Raw genomic sequence first — 18,757 nt, forward strand, 5'->3', positions numbered from 1 at the left:
GTCGATACCGACCTCACCGCCTTTTCGGAGCGAATGCCATGTCCTTGATTTCGGCCCTCGGCTTCTGGAATACCAATGCGGCTCGCCATACGCCGATCGAGGATGTGCAGGGTGTCTTCACCGGCAGTGTCGTCTCGGCGCTGGGGCTCTACATTCTGGCCAGTGCCGGACTTCTCACCGGCAGCACGGCCGGCATCGCCTTTCTGCTGCACTACGCGCTGGACGTGAATTTCGGGCTGGCCTTCTTCCTGCTCAACCTGCCGTTCTTCTATCTCTCGCTGAAGCGGCTGGGATGGGCCTTCACCATAAAAACATTCATCGCCATCGGCCTGACATCCGTCATCGCCGACATGCAGTCGCGCTTCTTCGTGATTTCGAGCATCCACCCGGCCTGGGCCGCGCTTCTCGGCGGGCTGCTGCTCGGCTATGGCCTTCTGGCGCTCTATCGACACCGCGCCAGCCTTGGCGGCGTGGGCATTCTCGGGATCTATCTGCAGGAACGTTTCGGCATCCGCGCCGGTCTCGTGCAGCTCGCGATCGATCTCTGCGTGCTCACCGCAGCCTTCTTCGTCACCCTTCCCTCGGTCGTCTTCTACTCGGTGCTGGGCGCCGTGGCGCTCAACCTCTTCGTGACGATCAACCACCGGTCCGACCGCTACATCGCCCTCTAGGTCGAGCGGCGCCGAACCGGCGTCCGGCGGGCCTCACTTCATCGTGTTGAAGCCTTCGATCCAGGCGTCGCGCTTCGCGCGGCTGGAGGCGGCATAGGGGCAGGATCTGAGCGCCATGCCTTCGAAGGCGGCGTTTCGGCCCTCGCATCGCAGCCGCGCCGCCTCCTCCGGCGTCAGCACCGGCTCGGCTTCGCCGCGGTCGTCGGACGGCGGGGGCGTGTCCCGCTCCAGCCGCGCCTGAATGCTGCGCAAGGCGGCAAGAACCGGTGCGGGCGCATCGGCGGTCCGCGTGGTGGTGCTTTCTCCTGTCTGTCCCGGCACGATGAAGGTCATCTCCTGTCTCCTACTCCTGTTGATCCTCTTCTATCAGGAAAACATGAAATAAATGACTGCGTCACGGGCCCGGTCGCACACCCGTTTGTGGTGCCGCCTCGTCCATGGCCTTGCGCACGGTGTCGTGCATATCGGCATCGCGATCCTTGTCGGTATCATGATGCGCGACATTGCCGCCGTCCTTGCGTTTCAGTTCGCGGTCGATCGTCGCGCGATCGCCCTCGGCGGGCTCCTGCAGGATCTTGTCGCCGGCCGGTGCCGTATCTTTGTCGTCCATGATGCCATCCTTTCGTCTTCGCGAACATCGCTTTCTGTCAACGAGAAGAAACGAGCGGCCAAATCGATGGTTCCTTAAGCGGCTCGACACCTTTCCGTTTCCGTTGCAAAGCCGTATGCCTCTTCGTGACACAGCAGAGAGGCAGGACATGACGGCCGTCAGAGGAGCTTTTACGGCGCTGATCCATTCGCGGGCGGAGCGGCATTCGCTTCTGGAAGACGCACAGGGCATCGTGGCCGGCAGCATGCTGGCCGTGCTTGGCGTGGCGCTGCTGCAGGGTGCCGGCCTGTTCACGGGCGGCACGGCCGGCGCGGCCTTCCTGCTGCATTATGCGACGGGGCTGTCCTTCGGCGCCTGCTTCTTCGCCATCAACCTGCCGTTCGCCTATCTCGCCTATCGCCGACTGGGGATGGGCTTCACGCTGAAGACCTTTGCGGCGATCGCGCTGACGGCGCTCCTGTCCGAAGTCGTGCCGGCGCAGCTTGGTCTCGCGCGGGTCGATCCGCTGGTGGGGGGCCTGTTCGGCGGTCTGGCCATCGGTGCCGGCATGCTGGCGCTGTTCCGGCACCGGGCGAGCCTTGGCGGCATCGGCATCCTCGCGGTCTATATTCAGGATCGCTTCGGTTTCCGGGCGGGCCTCGTGCAGCTCGGCTTCGACGCCGTGATCCTCGCCTTCGCCGTCTTTCTGGCCAGCCCCTTCATCATCCTCTGCTCCGTGCTCGGCGCGCTGGTCCTCAACCTCACCATCGCCGTGAACCATCGCAAGGACCGCTACATCGCGTTCTGACGGCCAAGGCCGTTTGCAGATTTGGCCGGTTTCAACGACGCCGATCTCTGGAAAGAGCCGGGTCGGCGTTCTACATTCGTACCCGTGAAACAGATCCCGTCCGTTCAGCCCGCATCGCCGGCCTTCGCTCTGCCAGAACCGTTCCTGCGCTGGTTCTCGCGCAAGGGCTGGCAGCCGCGTGCGCATCAGCTCGATCTGCTCGCGCGGATTCGCGGTGGGGAGAGCATGCTGCTGATCGCGCCGACCGGGGCCGGCAAGACGCTCGCGGGCTTCCTGCCTTCGCTGGTGTCGCTTACCGAGCGTGGCCGGATCCCGCCCGGCACCGGATTTCACGGCATCCACACCCTCTATATCTCGCCGCTGAAGGCGCTGGCGGTCGATATCGAGCGCAACCTGATGACGCCCGTCGGCGAGATGGGGCTGCCGATCCGGGTGGAGAACCGCACGGGCGACACGCCGCAATCCAAGCGCCAGCGCCAGAAGCTCGATCCGCCGGATATTCTCCTCACCACGCCGGAGCAGGTCGCCCTGCTGATCGCCAACGGCGAGGCCGAGCGCTTCTTCAAACATCTGGAATATGTCATCTTCGACGAGCTGCACTCGCTGGTCACCTCCAAGCGCGGGCATCTGCTCGCCCTCGGGCTTGCGCGGCTGCGGCGGCTTGCGCCCGGACTGAAGACCATCGGCCTCTCCGCCACGGTCGCCGACCCCATGGACCTGCAGCGCTGGCTGGTGGCGCAAGTGCCGGATCGGGCGGAATGCGCGGGCGTCATCACGGTTTCGGGCGGGGCGAAGCCCGACATCTCCATTCTCGCCAGCGAGGTTCGCGTGCCCTGGTCCGGGCATACGGCAAGCTATGCCATGCCGGAGGTCTACGAGGCGATCAAGCGGCACCGCACCGCCCTCCTCTTCGTCAACACGCGCAACCAGGCGGAACGGCTGTTCCAGGCGCTCTGGACCATCAACGACGACAACCTGCCGATCGCCCTGCATCACGGCTCGCTGGATGTCGGGCAGCGACGCAAGGTCGAGGCGGCCATGGCGGAAAACCGCCTGCGCGCCGTGGTCGCCACCTCGACGCTCGATCTCGGCATCGACTGGGGCGATGTGGATCTCGTCATCCATGTGGGCGCGCCGAAGGGGGCGAGCCGTCTCGCCCAGCGCATCGGCCGCTCCAACCACCGCATGGACGAGCCGAGCCAGGCGATCCTCGTGCCGGCGAACCGTTTCGAGGTGATGGAGTGCCAGGCGGCGCTCGATGCCAACTATCTCGGGGCGCAGGACACGCCGCCGGTCGGCCGCGGCGCGCTCGACGTGCTCGCCCAGCATGTGCTCGGCATGGCCTGCGCCGCGCCGTTCGATCCGCTCGCACTCTACGACGAGATCACCAGCGCGTCGCCCTATGCCGAACTGACATGGGAGACCTTCGAGCGCATCATCGATTTCGTGGCGACGGGCGGCTATGCGCTGCGCACCTACGAGCGCTATGCCCGCATCCGCAAGACGGAGGACGGGCTGTGGCGCGTGTCCAACGGCAAGGTCGCGCAGCAGTACCGGCTGAACATCGGCACCATCATCGAATCGCCGACGCTGAACGTGCGGCTGGTCGGCAAGATGGCCAGCAAGGCGCGCATGGGGCGTGGCGGCCTGTCGCTCGGCAAGGTGGAGGAGTTCTTTCTGGAGATGCTGTCGCCGGGCGATACCTTCCTGTTCGGCGGCAAGGTCATCCGCTTCGAGGGCATCCATGAGAACGAGTGTCTGGTGACGCAGGGCTACAAGCTCGACCCGAAGATCCCCTCCTATGCCGGCGGCAAGTTTCCGCTCTCGACCTATCTCGCGGCCCAGGTGCGCCGGATGCTCGCCGATCCCGAAGCGCATGCCGACCTGCCGGAGCAGGTGCGCGACTGGCTGGCGATCCAGCGCGACCTCTCCATGCTGCCGCGCCAGGACGAGCTGCTGATCGAGACCTTTCCCTATGGCAACCGCTATTTCATGGTCACTTACGCCTTCGAGGGGCGGCTTGCCCACCAGACGCTCGGCATGCTGCTGACGCGGCGGCTCGACCGGGCGGGGCTGAACCCGATGGGCTTCGTCGCCACGGATTACTCGCTGGCGATCTGGTGCATGGAGGATATGACGCAGGCGTTTCAGGCCGGCCATCCCTCTCTGGCCGACCTCTTCGACGAGGACATGCTGGGCGACGATCTGGAGGCGTGGCTCGACGAGAGCTATCTGCTCAAGCGCACCTTCCGCAACTGCGCCATCATCGCCGGGCTCATCGAGCCGCGACACCCCGGCAAGGAGAAGACCGGGCGGCAGGTCACGGTCTCCAGCGATCTCATCTACGACGTTCTGCGCAGCCACGAACCGGACCACATCCTGCTTGAGGCGACACGCAACGATGCGGCAACAGGGCTTTTGGATATCGGGCGGCTTGGCGATATGCTGGTGCGAATCAAGAGCCACATCGTCCACCGGCCGCTCGAAAAGGTTTCGCCGCTTGCCGTTCCGATCATGCTGGAAATCGGCCGGGAATCCGTGCCGGGCCAGGCACCGGACGCGCTGCTGGCGGAAGCTGCCGACGAGCTGATCTTCGAGGCGATGGGCGAACACGCCGACATGCCGGGCTTCTCGCAAGGGTCCGGCGCGCCGGCTCCTTCGGAAGACTCTGACGAGCCGGTGGATCGACCGGCGGGAACACGACGCTGATGCACCGCCTCTACCATGCCAGCCGCACCGCGGCCGATGCCTACCCTGCCCTGTCCGAACGCATCGCCGTCAACGGCGTCGCCGTCGTCTGCGATCCGCTTGGCGGCCTGCACCTGCCGGATCACGATGTGCTCGTCGTCTCCGACCTGCACCTTGAAAAAGGTTCGGCCTTCGCCCGCCGCGGCATGATGCTGCCGCCCTACGATACCCTCTCGACGCTGAAGATCCTGCAGGCGATCATCGCCCGCCACAACCCGAAGACCGTGATCAGCCTCGGCGACAATTTCCACGATCGCGTCGGCTCCGCTTTGATGCCGGAGATGTTTCGCCAGATGATCGTCGACATGGCGCGCGGGCGCGAATGGATCTGGATCAACGGCAACCATGATCCGGACGGCGCCGCGACCCTGCCGGGCGCCTCTCTCGACGAATTGCGGCTTGGCGGCCTCACCTTCCGGCACGAGCCGAGCCTCGAGGCGATCCCGGGCGAAATCGCCGGCCACCTCCACCCCGCCGCCATCGTCCGCCGACGCGAGAAATCCGTGCGCCGTGCCTGTTTCGCGACCGACGGCACGCGCCTCGTCATGCCCGCCTTCGGCGTCACCACCGGCGGCATGGACCTCGCCCATCCCACCATCTGCCGCCTGTTCGACCAGACGAGACTGACCGCCCACATGCTCGGCCGCGACCGGATCTATTCGGTGCGGTTTGCAAATTTACGGGGGTGAGTGGGGTGTGTGCTCGGCGGGTGGAGCCGCCCCTCATCCGGCTGCCGCCGCCTTATCCCCGCGAGCGGGGCGAAGGGACACTTGGCACCCTTTGCGCTTACCAATAAGAGTCAGATCGAGGGCCACTACACGTCTCTTCTCCCCGTCAAAACGGGGAGAAGATGCCGGCAGGCAGATGAGGGGCCGCTCGGAGGTGAAAATCTAAAACGCGTTGAACGTCAGTGTGGTCAGCGAGCGGGTGATGCCGGGGACGGTGGCGATGTTGTCGTTGATGAACTTGCCGATGTCCTGGCCTTCTTCGATGTAGACCTTGATGATCAGGTCGTAATCGCCGGAGGTGGAGTACATTTCCGAGACGATTTCCTTGCGGTAGATCGCGTCGGCGACCTCGTAGGTCTTGCCGGGGGCGCATTGGAGCTGGACGAAGATCGGCTTCATGTCGGTTGGTCCTCATATGTTTCCGCACGACATAGGGCAGAATCGCGGTCTGTGGAACCGTGCCTTTCCGGAAGGCGACGCAGCTTTTCCTTCAGTCAGGTCAAGGCGACGCTTTTCTCCCTAGTCGCGTCGGAAGGCGACGCTGGCGGCCCAGCCGGTGATGACGGCGAGCAGGACGGCGAAGAGACCGTAGAAGAAAGGGTGCTTGTGGGCGGCCTCGGTGATGGCGGCTTCGAGGCCGGTCTTGATGACCCGGAGCGGCAGCGCCTTGGCCGCCACGAACACGCCATCGCGGAAAAGGTAGGCGCGCACGACATGAACGCCGTTTGGCACGTCGGCCGGCAGGCGCACGGAGGCCTTGAAGAGGCTCGCCGAAATGAACTGCACCCCACCGGGATCGCGCTGGTAGACGCCGCTCGTTTCGCGCAGGCGCCGGAAGGCGCTGCGAAACTCGGTGACGCTGCTGCCGTCGCCGATATAGCCGATCGGACTCAGCGTCATGTGGGCCACGCCGATGCCCATATTGTTCATCTCGTTGGCTGGCGCGATGGCATCGATGTCGCGCGTGCTCGAGAGAGAATAGGATTCCGGCACGAGTTCGAAGGTCATCGACTGGGTGTTGACCCAGATGCCGAAGACGCGGCGCTTCTTGCGCACGGTGGCGCTTTCCTTCGGGCCCTCCAGCGAGACGACGATATTGTATTTGCCCTGCGCCAGAAGGTCGGGCGCGAACCCGTCGATCGCGCCGAAAATGGTGAGGTCGGCGCCTCGGAAGTCGGAGGTGATGGCGATCTCGTCGGTGGAGATGCCGATGTCGAGCTTTTCGGTGAACTCGTCCGCGCGGTTCTGGGCCGCCGCGGGAGCCGCGAGCGCCAGGGCCACGAGGAGGCTTGCGAGACGACGGCGCATCAGAAGCCGGACCCCGACGAGATGACCGAATAGATGTCAGCGGGCGGCAGCACGAGTTCGACCGCAAGACGGATGCCGACGGCGAGCACCAGGAGGGCCAACAGCGCCCGCAGCTGCTCGCCGCGCAGCTTCTGGCCGACGCGCACGCCATATTGCGCCCCGATGACGCCGGCGATCATCAGCACGAAGGCGAGCACGATATCGACCGTGTAATTCGCCGTCGCCTGGACGATGACTGTATAGGCCGAGACGAAGATGATCTGGAACAGCGACGTGCCCACGACGACATTGGTCGGGATGCGCAGGAGATAGATCATGGCGGGCACCATGATGAAGCCGCCGCCGACCCCCATGACGGAGGTGAGGATGCCGATGCAGAAGCCGAGACCGGCGACGGGGATGATGCTGAGATAAATCTTCGACTTCTTGAACCGCACCTTGAGCGGAAGGCGGTGGATCCAGCCGTGATGGCCGGGGCGGCGCAGCGGCATGGCCTCGTTGCGCTTGGCGCGCCGCAGCGCATTGATGCTTTCGGCCAGCATGAGCGAGCCGACGGAGCCGAGCAGCAGCACATAGGCGAGCGAGATCACCAGATCGAGCTGGCCGATGCGGCGCAGGGCGGCGAAGATCCAGATGCCGAGCGTCGCGCCTGCCAGGCCTCCGAGCAAGAGGACGGTGCCGAGCTTGATATCGATGGTGCCGCGGCGGAAATGGGTGATGGCGCCGGAGATGGAGGAGGCCACGACCTGATTGGCGCCGGTGGCGACGGCGACGACCGGCGGGATATTGTAGAAGATCAGGAGCGGCGTGATGAGGAACCCGCCACCCACGCCGAACATGCCGGAGAGGAAGCCGACGGCGGCCCCCATGCCGAGGATGATCAGCACGTTCACCGAGAGTTCCGCAATGGGCAGGTAGATCGTCACGGCCGGACCTCGAACGTCGAACGGAGCAGCGCAGCTTGTGGACGCTCCCAAACGAAGGCAGCGCGCGCCGGAAGGCCGCGCCGTTTGCCGCAGTATGCACCGGGCTGCTGCATAATGTCTAAACGACGTCCGATTTTTGTACGGCGCAACGCGCCGCACGCGACAGGCGCGTCGATCAGCCGTTGCGCTTCAGCAGCTCCTTGACGAGGGCGTCGGTGATGCGGCCGTTGGGCTCCTGACCGATCGAGGTCTGGAAGGCCTTGATGGCGTTGACGGTCTTGGTACCGAGCGCGCCGTCCGGCGTCCCCGCATCGAAGCCGTTGTTGTTGAGGATGGCCTGGATGTTGCGGACGGCCTTCTTCATATCGACGGAGGACGTTTTGGTGCCCTTGCCGACCCATGTGTCGGGAACGGTGGTGTCGTTGCCCTTCGGATCGAGCGTCGCCGGCTTCCAGGCCGCGACCTTGGCCTTGGCGGCCGCGAGCTGGTCGGGAGACAGCTCCTTCTCCACCTGATCGCGCTTCTGCGCGGCATCCGTATCGCCATCGGCGGCCGCGACCGAGAACCACTTGTAGGATTCCGCGAGGTCCTTCGCCACGCCGTTGCCGCGGGCATAGAGGATGGCAAGGTTGAACTGGCTGTCGCGCAGGCCGAGATCTGCCGCCTTCGCAAACCACATGCTGGCGAGCGTGAAGTCCGGCGTGGTGCCGTTGCCGCTGGCCAGCATGACCGCGAGGTTGTGCATGGCATTGGCATTGCCGCTTTCGGCCGCCTGCTGGTAGAGCGCACGGGCCCGGGCGGGGTCGCGCGGAACGCCGGTGCCCTTTTCATAGAGGCTGCCGAGGCGATATTGCGCGGGAACCACACCGGCATCCGCCGCGCGCTGGTACCACTGGGCGGCCTTGGCGAAATCGGCCTTGACGCCGCGGCCTTCGGTGTAGACCGCGCCGATCTCGAAGTAAGCCTTGGGATCGCCGGCGCGGGCCGCGTCGGCGAGCGCTGCGGGCACGATTTCGGCCGGAACCTCGACGGGGGCCGCGGAGACGGGCGTCTCTGCCGCGGGTGTCTCGGCCGGAGCGTTGTCAGCGGCCGGTGCCGTCGCCTGCGCTTCGGGCTGCGGTGCCATGGCAGGTTCGGTCGCCTCGCCCTGCGGCTGCAGCGAACTCAATGGTGCGACGCCTTCGTCCGACGCCTGCGGCGCAGGTTCGCTCGTGGGTGCAGCAAGAGCAGGCGCCGAGTCCGAGGAGGTTTCCGGCGCGGCATCGGCCGGTGCCGTTTCGGTTACGGCCGGCGTTTCGATGGTCGTGACCGGTGCTGCCGCCTGCTCGTGCTTCATCAGCGTGCTGACGAGCGGATAGGAGAGGATGGCGAGGAGCACCGCGCCGACGGCCATGAGGATCGGGCGGCGATGACGGGCAAGAGCGCTCGGGGCGGCACCCGGACGTGCCGCCGTCCGGTTGCCGGTATCCACTTCCTGTGCCGCCTGCTGGGCCGCGCGACGGGCCGCCGCGATGAAATCGGATTTGTCGCCATCGCCGGAAAGAGCCGGGTGAGCCACCTGCCCGGCGCGGACGCGCTCCAGGATCCGCTTGACGTCGGGCGTGCCCGAGCCGGGCTCGAGCAGCTGGTTGGCGGCGTCCGGATTGATGGTGTCCAGCGCATCGATCGACGGCGTCGGCTCGACGAACTGGCGCTCGACGGGGGCGAGCTGCTTGCCGCGCTTGCCCGAAAAGCGACCGGTGAGGCCCGAGAGAAGGCCGGTGCGGGCAGCCGGTGCATCGACCGAAACCGCCGGTGCGGGCTCGCGCAGGTCGGCTTCTGTGGCAGGCGATGCATCGAGACCGATGTCTTCCGCAACCCGGTGGTCGCGTTCCCCCGGCATCGCGACGGTGGCGCGCATGTTTCGCGTCAGGTCGTCATAGCTGCTACCAACCTCTTCGCGCTCCAGAAAGGCGGGCGTCTCGGCGCGCGGCATCTGTGCCGCCGTCTCGCGGCGGCCGAAAGCGGGGGCGGGTTCGTCGCGGAGCATGTCCTCGCGGGAAATCGGCGCGGAGGCGCGCTCCTCGATACGCTCCAGCTTGTCGGCGATGTGCACGAGCGTTTCGTGCAGCGCCTCGAACGTGCGGGCGGTCCGCTCGTCGCTCGAGCGGCTGAGGTCTTCCAGCGTCTTCAGGTCGTCGGCCAGAGCCGAGATGGCTGCGATGTCGGCGATGCCCGGGGCGGCCGACTGCGTCATGCCGTTGCGCGTATAGGCCTCCATCACGGCTTCGGCCGCCTGACGCGCAGCCTCTATGATGTATTCGTCGCTGGAGGCGAGATAATCCTCCAGCGCGTTCATGCGGCCCTCGACGTCGGCGGGCACGGCGGCTGCGACCTCGCGCGGCTCGCTGATGAGGAAGGAAAGATTGGCGATCTGGTCCTGCAGGCTGCGCAGCACCTGACCATCGTCGTAGGGTGCGGCGTGCGTCTCGTCGAGACGCTGAGCGATGCCCGACAGCTGGTCTTCGAGGCGCAGGAAGCGGTCATCGACCAGCGGTGCCGGGCTGTCGAGGCCATCGATCCGGCGGGCAAGATCGTCGAAGCGGCGCGCCAGCGTGTCGCTGACATCGCCGGTGTCGAGCGCATCGATCTTGGCGGAGATTTCGGCGAGGTGACCGCTCAGATCCGGCTGTGCGGAGGCACGCTCGGCGCGCTCCATCATGGCGGAAAGGTGATCGAGCCGTTCCTCGAGGCGGGCGGCGGCTTCCGCGTTGACCAGATCCTCCACGCGCGCGGACAGCGCTTCGATGCGAGAAGCAAGACCGTTGTCCACGGGAAAGGCGAGATCGTCGATCTGGCGCGACAGGTCGACGAGGCGGCTTTCGACCCGGGTGACGCCGGGGCTGTCGGAGGCGGACGCCGTGCGGCCGCTGGCGACGATGGCGCGGCTGATCTCGTCCAGACGCGCGTCCAGGTCGGCGAACTGCTCCTGGAAACGGCGGTCGTCCGGCTGCATGTGGCGGCCGATGAGGTCGATGGCCTGCGCCACGGCCACGAGCTTGTCCTCCAGCGCATAGAGCGCCGGGCCGTTGTTCATGGTGCCGAGCTGTGACTTGATCTCGTCGAGACGGTAGGCCAGCGCAACGAGCTCGTCGTCCCGGGCGGCATCGAAGACGTTCAGCCGATCCTCGACGCCGGTCCAACGGCTCTCCATGCGGCGCACGCTTTCCTCGCGGGCGAGACCGTCGATCATGGCGCGCATCTCGTCAAGATCGGCACGCAGGGCCTCGCTGTCGGAGGTCGTCGGCTGGCGGCCGAGATCGGCAAGCGAGAGCGAGAGGCGCTGGAGGTCCTGGCGAATGTCGTGCGCAAGCGCATCACCCTGCGTGGCGGCGGCGGCGATGCCGTGCATCTCGCTGCGCAGCGACGACATTTCGCGCGAAAGACCCTGCTCGATATCGCGCTTCAGGTCCTGGCGAAGGCCGACCAGAGTCGTTGCGATGTCGCGGACGGCGGTATCCGACATGACGGCGGGTGCCGCCTGCGGAACGGGACGGGATGGAGCGCGTGCCGGCTCGGCCGGCATCCGCGCGGAGCGGTCGTCATCCAGCGAACGACGCGGAGGCTGACGGTCGTCATAGGCGGGCATGACGTAGCGGTCGGCCGGGCGCGAAACGGCCGGGTTCGTTGCCGGGGCCGGGGTGGAGGGCGCACGCGTCTGGAACTGATGCCGCTCGGTCGCCTTTTCCAGACGGGTGGCGCTCAGCGCGCGCTGGCGCTGCAGAATTTCGGAGATGGCATCGGCGCGGGAAACGGGACGTTCGGCAGCAACGGGGCGCGCCTCGACCCGGGCGACTTCCGGCGGACGAGCCTCGCGCTTGGCGGGCGCGATCAGGCCTTCGATCCGGGCTTCCAGGCCTTCGATCGTCCGGTTGAGGGCTTCCAGCGACGAGCGCTCGCCGTGTCTGCCGTCGAGACGGTCGTCGGCATGTGTGCCCATCCGGGGAGGAGTTGATCGCGATCCGTTCATGTGCTTTCGCCTCTTCGCCTGGCATTCCCCGAACTCGGCTGAAGGATCAGGCCCCTTGCGCCGGTGGACAAGGCTGCGGACGACTCGGAACGGAACAAGCAGCATTGACCTCTCGCGCCACTTTCCCGGAACGTGGTAAACAAGCCGTTAACCGACGGGAGGATTTCGGTTTCCACCCTCGAAATTTCCAAATGCCGCCGCGCCCTTCACGCCAGATTGTTCGGGCAAAATGCCGCGGACGTGAATTTTGACGTTTACGCGCACGTCAGTTTTTAATAGAGTACCCTCATGAATGGCCTTATGAGGTTAGGCCCAGGGAGGAAGACAGTCGATGCCCATCTACAAGGCTCCGGTCGAGGACACGCTTTTCATTCTTAACGACGTGCTCGGCATCGAGCGCTACAACAATATTCCCGGCTTTTCGGACGTGACGCCCGACATGCTGGACGCCATCGTCGGCGAAGCGGCCAAGCTTGCCGAGGAAGTGCTTTTCCCGCTAAACCTCTCTGGCGACCAGGAAGGCTGCGTGCGCCACCCGGACGGCTCGGTCACCACGCCGAAGGGCTTTAAGGAAGCCTATGAGCTCTACCGCGAAAGCGGCTGGCTCGGCCTTGCCGCACCGGAGGAATTCGGCGGCCAGGGCCTGCCCTACACGCTGCACACCGCAATCGGCGAATACATGTCGTCGGCCAACATGTCGCTGACGATGTATCCCGGCCTGACGCAGGGCGCGATCGCCGCCATCATCGAGCATGGCACGGACGAGCAGCGGGCGACCTACCTGCCGAAGATGATCGCTGGCGAATGGACGGGAACGATGAACCTGACGGAGCCGCACTGTGGCACCGACCTCGGGCTTCTGCGCTCCAAGGCCGTGCCGCAGCCGGACGGCAGCTACAAGATCTCCGGGCAGAAGATCTTCATCTCCGCCGGCGAACACGACATGGCCGACAACATCATCCATCTCGTTCTCGCCCGCATCGAAGGCGCGCCCGAGGGCACGAAGGGCATCTCGCTCTTCATCGTGCCGAAGTTCATCGTGGAGGCCGACGGCACGCCGGGCACGCGCAACGGCGCGACCTGCGGCGCCATCGAGCACAAGATGGGCATCCACGGCAACTCGACCTGCGTGATGAACTACGACGATGCGACGGGGTACCTAATCGGCACGGCCAATCGCGGCCTGAACGCCATGTTCGTCATGATGAACGAGGCCCGGCTCGGTGTCGGCCTTCAGGGTCTCTCCGTCTCGGAAATCGCCTATCAGAACGCCGTCGCCTATGCCCGCGAGCGCCTGCAGGGCCGCTCGCTGTCGGGCATCAAGGCGCCGGACAAGAAGGCCGATCCGCTGATCGTCCACCCCGACATCCGCCGCGTGCTGATGACGATCCGCGCCTTCAACGAGGCAAGCCGCGCCTTCACGCTGTGGACCGCGCTGAAGTCGGATGTCGCGCATCGCTCGCAGGACGAGGCCGAACGCCAGACGGCGGACGATCTGCTCGGCCTCGTGACGCCGATCCTCAAGGGCGTGCTGACCGACCGCGGCTTCGACCACGCCGTCATGGCGCAGCAGGTCTTCGGCGGGCACGGCTATATCGAAGAGCACGGCATGAGCCAATATGTGCGCGATGCGCGCATCGCCATGATCTACGAAGGTGCGAACGGCATCCAGGCGCTCGACCTCGTCGGCCGCAAGCTGGGGCTGAACGGCGGTCGCGCCGTGATGGCTCTCTTCAAGGAGATCGGCGACTTCTGCGACGAGAACCGCAGCGACGATCAGATGACCGCCTATACCAAGGCGCTCAAGAAGAGCCTCAACGACCTGCAGTCGGCGTCCATGTGGTTCATGTCGAACGCCGTGGCGAAGCCCGACAATGCCGGTGCCGGATCGACCGACTACATGCATCTCAGCGGGCTCGTCGTGCTCGGCTATATGTGGGCCAAGATGGCCAAGACCGCACAGGGGCTGCTCGCCTCGGGCGCCGGCGACCGCGAGGACTTCCTGAAGAACAAGCTGGTGACGGCCACCTTCTTCATGGACCGCATCCTGCCCGAGACGGCCCTGCGCCGCTCGCGCATCGAAGCGGGATCGGATACGCTGATGGCACTCGACGCCGCCGCATTCTGAAACTCAAGGCTGCACCTGACACTTCATCGCCTCCACGGATAGATCGACGGCTTCGAGCCGATTGGGAGAACGGGATCATGACTGACGTATTCATTTACGACCATGTGCGCACGCCACGCGGTCGCGGCAAGAAGGACGGCGCCCTTCACGAGGTGCCGACGCCCCGCCTTGCCGCGCGCATGCTGGAAGCGCTGCGCGACCGCAACGGGATCGACACGAACACCGTCGACGACATCATCATGGGTTGCGTCGATCCGGTGTTCGAGGCCGGCGCCGTGATCCCGAAGGCCGCGGCCTTCGAGGCGGGCTATTCCAATCGCGCGCCGGGGATCCAGATCTCCCGCTTCTGCGCATCGGCGCTCGATGCCATCAATCTGGCGGCCGGCAAGATCGCGCAGGGCGCCGACGACATCGTCATCGCCGGCGGCGTCGAGAGCATGTCGCGCGTCGGCATGGGCATGTCGGGCGGCGCCTGGTACATGGACCCTTCCGTCAACTTCCCCGGCTATTTCATGCCGCAGGGCGTGTCGGCCGATCTGATCGCCACGAAATACGGTTTCACGCGCGATGACGTGGATGCCTACGCCGTCGAGAGCCAGCGCCGCGCCGGCGTGTCCTGGAAAAAGGGCTATTTCGACCGGTCCGTCGTTCCGGTGAAGGACCAGAACGGCATCGTCATCCTCGCCAAGGACGAGCATATGCGTCCGACGACCACGATGCAGAACCTTGCGAGCCTCAACCCCTCCTTCCAGATGCCGGGCGAGATGGGCGGCTTCGAGGCCGTCGGCATTCAGGCGCATCCGGAAATCGAGAAGATCAACTACGTCCACCATGCCGGCAACTCGTCGGGCATCGTGGATGGTGCCGGCCTCGTGCTGCTCGGCTCCAAGGCCGGCGGCGAGAGCCTCGGCGCCAAGCCCCGCGCCCGCATCAGGGCCTTCGCCAATATCGGCTCCGACCCGGCGCTGATGCTGACCGGCCCCGTGGACGTGACGGAAAAGCTTTTGAAGCGTGCCGGCATGACGATCGGCGACATCGATCTGTTCGAGTTGAACGAGGCCTTCGCCGCCGTGGTCCTGCGCTATCTCCAGGCGTTCGACATCTCGCACGACATCATGAACGTCAATGGCGGCGCGATCGCGCTCGGCCATCCGCTCGGCGCCACCGGCGCGATGATCCTCGGCACGGTGCTCGACGAGCTGGAGCGCCGCGACCTCAACACCGCCCTCGTCACGCTCTGCATCGGCGCGGGCATGGGCACCGCTACGATCATCGAACGCGTTTGAGGGAGAGAAGACCATGACCTACACCAATTTCACCATCGAAACGGACGCCGACGGCATTGCTCTCGTGACCTGGGACATGCCGGACAAGTCGATGAATGTGTTCACGGCCGATGTGCTGCGCGAACTCGCCGCCGTCAACGACGCGGTCGTGAAGGACGAGGCCGTCAAGGGCGTCGTCTTCACCTCGGGCAAATCGACCTTCTCGGGCGGCGCCGACCTGTCGATGATCAAGGGCATGTTCACCTTCCAGGCGGAAGAGAAGACCAAGAACCCCGACACCGCGGCACAGAAGCTGTTCGAGCTTTGCGGCGAGATGACGGGCCTGTTCCGCACGATCGAGACCTCCGGCAAGCCGTGGGTTTCCGCCATCAACGGCACCTGCATGGGCGGTGCCTTCGAGCTGTCGCTTGCCTGCCACGGCCGCGTGGCCTCCAATTCCAAGGCGGTCAAGATCGCCCTGCCCGAGGTCAAGGTCGGGATCTTCCCCGGCGCCGGCGGGACGCAGCGCGTGCCGCGTCTGACCAATGCGCAGGATGCGCTGCAGATGATGACGACGGGGCAGACGCTGACGCCGCAGCGCGCCAAGGCGCTCGGCCTCGTGCACGAGCTTGCCGCGCCCGAGGCGCTGATCGATGCCGCCAAGGCCATGATCAAGAACGGCCTGAAGGCGGTTCAGCCTTGGGACGAAAAGGGCTTCAAGGCCCCCGGCGGCTCCATGTGGAGCGCGGCCGGTGCCCAGCTCTGGCCGGCTGCCTCCGGCATCCTGCGCCGCGAAACCTATGGCAACTACCCCGGCGCGCTGGCCATCGTGAAATGCGTCTATGAAGGTCTTCAGGTGCCCTTCGACACGGCGCTGAAGATCGAACAGCGCTACTTCACGCAGATCCTGCAGACCACCGAAGCCTTCTCGATGATCCGCTCGCTGTTCATTTCGATGCAGGAACTGGGCAAGGGCGCACGCCGCCCGGGTGGCGTTCCGAAGTCGGACTTCAAGCATGTCGGCGTCGTCGGTGCGGGCTTCATGGGCGCCTCCATCGCCTACGTCACGGCCGCCGCCGGCATTCCCGTCACCCTCATCGACCGCGACATCGCCGCCGCCAGCAAGGGCAAGGCGCATTCCGAGGGCCTGGTGAAGGACGGCGTGGCCAAGGGCCGTATGACGCAGGAAAAGGGCGAGCAGCTGCTCGCGCTGATCACGCCGTCGGCCGATTACGCCGACCTGAAGACCGCCGATTTCGTGGTCGAGGCCGTGTTCGAGGACCGCAAGGTCAAGAAGGACGTGATCGAGGCCGTCGAAGCCGTGCTGTCTCCCGACGCGATCTTCGCATCCAACACCTCGACGCTGCCGATCACCGGCCTTGCCGAGAACTCCAAGCGGCCCGCCCAGTTCATCGGCGTCCACTTCTTCTCGCCGGTCGAGAAGATGATGCTGACCGAGGTCATCCTCGGCAAGGAAACCGGCGACGCGGCGCTTGCCCGGGCACTCGACTATGTCGCCGCCATCAAGAAGACCCCGATCGTCGTCAACGACACACGCGGCTTCTACGTCAACCGTTGCGTCTTCCGCTACATCCACGAAGCCTATGACATGCTGATCGAAGGCGTGCCGGCGGTGATGATCGAGAACGTGGCCAAGATGGCCGGCATGCCCGTCGGCCCCCTCTCGCTCAACGATGAAGTGGCCATCGACCTGTCGCAGAAGATCCTCAAGGCGACCGTCGCCGATCTGGGCGAACAGGCGGTCGATCCGGCGCATCTCGAACTCGTCAACAAGCTCGTCGACGAGCTCGACCGGCGCGGGCGCAAGAACGGCAAGGGCTTCTACGACTATCCCGAGAAGCCGGCGAAGAAGCACATCTGGGCAGGCCTCAAGGATCTCTATCCGCAGAAGTCCGCGGACACGCTGGACGTGCAGACGCTCAAGCAGCGCTTCCTCGTCACCATCGCGCTGGAAGCCGCCCGCACCATCGAGGAAGGCATCGTCACCGATCCGCGCGAGGCCGATGTCGGCTCCATCCTCGGCTTCGGCTTTGCGCCCTATACCGGCGGCACGCTGTCCTACATCGACGGCATGGGCGCCAAGGCCTTCGTCGCCCTGTGCGAGAAGCTGGCAGCAAGCTACGGCGACCACTTCGCGCCGACGCCGCTGCTGAAGGACATGGCCGCCAAGGGCGAGACCTTCTACGGCCGCTTCGACCCTTATGCAAAGGTCGCTGCCGCGGCCTGACGATGACCATCGGGCTTGGCGGCGCCCATGTCCCGATGGTTTGCCCATGAAAAAGGCCGGCGCATTTTGCGCCGGCCTTTTCTATTTCGGGACCCGTCTTTCCGGGCAGGGCTGCAGAAGCGTGATCAGGCTGCCTGGATGGCGGAGACCTGCCACTGGGTGCTCGGACGACGGAAGAAGGTCCAGACTTCGGTGGCTTCGGTCGGGCGATCCGGATCGCCTTCAACGACCTTGCCTGTGTCCCGGTCGCGGGTGACGTCGATGCTTTCGTAGCGCATGGCGACCGTTGCGAATTCGCCGGCGTCCTCGCGCCAGGATTCGGCCAGGTCACCCTGGAGAAGCTTGACGTCGCGAACTTCGTTGCGAAGGCCCTTGGTCGCGTTTTCGCTCAGTTCCTCGGCGAGCCAAGACATGGCTTCCGGTGTCGTCAGGCGGCGCAGGGCACCGTAGTCTTCGGCACCGTAAGCGGTCTGCACGTCCTTCAGCATGGCTTCGAAGCGCTCCAGATCGGCCGGGCCGATGCCGAGTTCATCCGAAACGGCTGCGGAGCGGGCCGGCTGGGCCTGCGGTGCCGGGCCGCCGCCGATGCGCGGGATGGTGAAGCCCGGGCCGCGCGAGCCTTGCGCATTTCCCTGCGGTGCATTGCCCGCCGGAGAGCGGGCCGTGTCGTTGGCCGCTTCGCGGGCATACCCATTGTACGCACCGCCGGCGCCGGCGCGACCCGTCGCCGGCTGCTGCTGGCGATTGCGCAGGAAGCGCATCAGCAGCATCGCGGCACCGGCGATCAAGGCGAGTTGCAATAGCATGCCGAGGAAGCCGGCAGCGCCGCCGAAGCCATTGCCCATCATCATGCCGAGCAGGCCGCCGAGCGCAAGGCCACCGAGCAGCGAACCACCGAACCCGCCGAAAAAGCCGCCGGGACGGCGTGCCGGCGCGGTTTGGGCTGCGCCCGGCTGGTTCTGCGCCGCGTTCGGACGCGTGGACTGCGGGGTCATGGTGCGGTCGATCGGCGCCGTGGTGTTCGGGGCCGTGCGCGTGACGGGCGGTGCGGAGAAGGTGCGCGTGCCGCGGCTGCCGAAGCCACCGCCTGCGCGACGTGCCTCCGCGAAATCCGTCGCCGTGATGACAAGCGTCATCGCGACCGCCGACAACACTGCAAATTTCTTCAATCCTGACATGCCTCATCCCCGTTATCGTTCAACCGGGTCACACGGACCCTCGTGCAGATATATGGGCATGGATGCCACGGGTTGAAAGGCTTTTGCGCCGCGTTCACGAAAACGGCATCGTCCGTGACGGAACAGCCGGGGATCGCTCGCCGGCCCGGGT

The 18,757-nt window shown here is 65.7% G+C and carries 13 protein-coding genes and 1 pseudogene; 7 read left to right on the forward strand and 7 right to left on the reverse strand.

The genetic code is table 11. The features are described 5' to 3' along the window. Positions 1-38 precede the first annotated feature (38 nt). Positions 39-671: a YitT family protein gene (locus LRX75_RS05810; protein ID WP_113149225.1), complete on the forward strand. Its 633-nt coding sequence runs from the start codon at positions 39-41 to the stop codon at positions 669-671. 33 nt (positions 672-704) lie between these two features. Here the strand turns inward: LRX75_RS05810 and LRX75_RS05815 are convergent, their stop codons facing one another. Together LRX75_RS05815 and LRX75_RS05820 are read right to left on the reverse strand one after the other, a co-directional pair. Next, positions 705-1,004, reverse strand: coding sequence for an Rmf/CrpP family protein (locus LRX75_RS05815; RefSeq protein ID WP_231812680.1), 300 nt, complete (start codon positions 1,002-1,004; stop codon positions 705-707). Between the two features lie 61 nt (positions 1,005-1,065). Next, complete coding sequence (locus LRX75_RS05820) at positions 1,066-1,281, reverse strand: hypothetical protein (RefSeq protein ID WP_231812682.1); 216 nt, start codon at positions 1,279-1,281, stop codon at positions 1,066-1,068. A 148-nt stretch (positions 1,282-1,429) separates the two neighbouring features. Between LRX75_RS05820 and LRX75_RS05825 the strand changes: the two genes are divergently transcribed. From LRX75_RS05825 to pdeM, 3 genes and pseudogenes are all read left to right on the forward strand, one after another. After that, a complete protein-coding gene (locus LRX75_RS05825; RefSeq protein WP_231812684.1) occupies positions 1,430-2,068 on the forward strand; it encodes a YitT family protein in 639 nt (212 codons plus the stop codon). Between the two features lie 84 nt (positions 2,069-2,152). After that, a pseudogene (locus LRX75_RS05830) lies at positions 2,153-4,681 on the forward strand (ligase-associated DNA damage response DEXH box helicase); the annotation flags it as partial. Between the two features lie 95 nt (positions 4,682-4,776). After that, on the forward strand, positions 4,777-5,505 hold the full coding sequence (pdeM, locus tag LRX75_RS05835; protein WP_231812686.1) for a ligase-associated DNA damage response endonuclease PdeM: 729 nt from the start codon (positions 4,777-4,779) through the stop codon (positions 5,503-5,505). Between the two features lie 201 nt (positions 5,506-5,706). Here pdeM and LRX75_RS05840 read toward each other — a convergent pair whose 3' ends face one another. From LRX75_RS05840 to LRX75_RS05855, 4 genes are all read right to left on the reverse strand, one after another. After that, entirely contained in the window at positions 5,707-5,943 is a 237-nt protein-coding gene (locus LRX75_RS05840; RefSeq protein WP_062595166.1) for an Lrp/AsnC ligand binding domain-containing protein, read from the reverse strand. Positions 5,944-6,063: 120 nt separating this feature from the next. Further along, positions 6,064-6,852: a TIGR02186 family protein gene (locus tag LRX75_RS05845; protein WP_231812688.1), complete on the reverse strand. Its 789-nt coding sequence runs from the start codon at positions 6,850-6,852 to the stop codon at positions 6,064-6,066. Next, a complete protein-coding gene (locus LRX75_RS05850) occupies positions 6,852-7,778 on the reverse strand; it encodes a TSUP family transporter (protein WP_113149233.1) in 927 nt (308 codons plus the stop codon). Before LRX75_RS05850 ends, LRX75_RS05845 begins: the two co-directional genes overlap by 1 nt. Before the next feature lie 175 nt (positions 7,779-7,953). After that, a complete protein-coding gene (locus LRX75_RS05855; protein WP_231812986.1) occupies positions 7,954-11,757 on the reverse strand; it encodes a peptidoglycan-binding protein in 3,804 nt (1,267 codons plus the stop codon). A 361-nt stretch (positions 11,758-12,118) separates the two neighbouring features. Here LRX75_RS05855 and LRX75_RS05860 point away from each other — a divergent pair, with 361 nt between their 5' ends. The 3 genes from LRX75_RS05860 to LRX75_RS05870 all read left to right on the forward strand — a co-directional run bounded on the left by LRX75_RS05860 (position 12,119) and on the right by LRX75_RS05870 (position 17,428). Then, entirely contained in the window at positions 12,119-13,915 is a 1,797-nt protein-coding gene (locus LRX75_RS05860) for an acyl-CoA dehydrogenase C-terminal domain-containing protein (RefSeq protein WP_231812690.1), read from the forward strand. A gap of 77 nt (positions 13,916-13,992) precedes the next feature. Further along, complete coding sequence (locus tag LRX75_RS05865; protein ID WP_231812692.1) at positions 13,993-15,201, forward strand: acetyl-CoA C-acetyltransferase; 1,209 nt, start codon at positions 13,993-13,995, stop codon at positions 15,199-15,201. 13 nt (positions 15,202-15,214) lie between these two features. After that, positions 15,215-17,428, forward strand: coding sequence for an FAD-dependent oxidoreductase (locus tag LRX75_RS05870; protein WP_231812694.1), 2,214 nt, complete (start codon positions 15,215-15,217; stop codon positions 17,426-17,428). Between the two features lie 125 nt (positions 17,429-17,553). On the opposite strand, the gene LRX75_RS05875 is transcribed toward LRX75_RS05870, so the two are convergent. Continuing rightward, positions 17,554-18,606, reverse strand: coding sequence for a Tim44 domain-containing protein (locus tag LRX75_RS05875; protein WP_420851156.1), 1,053 nt, complete (start codon positions 18,604-18,606; stop codon positions 17,554-17,556). Positions 18,607-18,757: the final 151 nt, after the last annotated feature.

This window comes from Rhizobium quercicola (assembly GCF_021168455.1).
Classification (GTDB): Bacteria; Pseudomonadota; Alphaproteobacteria; order Rhizobiales; family Rhizobiaceae; genus Ferranicluibacter; species Ferranicluibacter quercicola.